This window comes from Ensifer sp. ENS06, from assembly GCF_014852205.1.
Classification (GTDB): Bacteria; Pseudomonadota; Alphaproteobacteria; order Rhizobiales; family Rhizobiaceae; genus Ensifer; species Ensifer adhaerens.
This window is the reverse complement of the sequence record NZ_JACVBC010000057.1, coordinates 1-346: the sequence shown is the minus strand read 5'-3', so window position 1 is coordinate 346 and position 346 is coordinate 1. Positions and strand designations below refer to the sequence as shown.

Annotated in this window: 1 protein-coding gene; it reads right to left on the bottom strand. The window is 65.0% G+C overall.

Annotated elements, in window-relative coordinates:
- A partial coding sequence (locus IB279_RS36820) for a dihydrodipicolinate synthase family protein (protein ID WP_192341284.1) occupies positions 1 to 346 on the bottom strand: 346 nt, incomplete at both ends.

Genomic DNA, 346 nt, shown 5'->3' with positions numbered 1-346 from the left:
AGCCGCACGCCGGCCTTGATCGCCGACACCGCATAGCCCTTGGCGCGGTTGCGGATGGCCATGAACGGATAGAAGAAGTCGTTGAGGATGCGCTCGCAGGTGGCGCGCTCGCCGGCGCGAAGGGCGGCATAGAACTCATTGGCAAGGCCCGGCACGAAGTTGAAGACGGCCGAGGAATAGGTGGTGAAGCCGGCACCGAGATAGGCCTCGGCAAACAGTTCCGCCGTCGGCATGCCGCCGAGATACATCAGCCGGTCGCCCATCTTGGCGGTGACCTGGCGCACCAGCCCGATGTCGCCGGTGCCATCCTTGAAGCCGATCAGGTTCGGGCATTCGTCGCACAGCC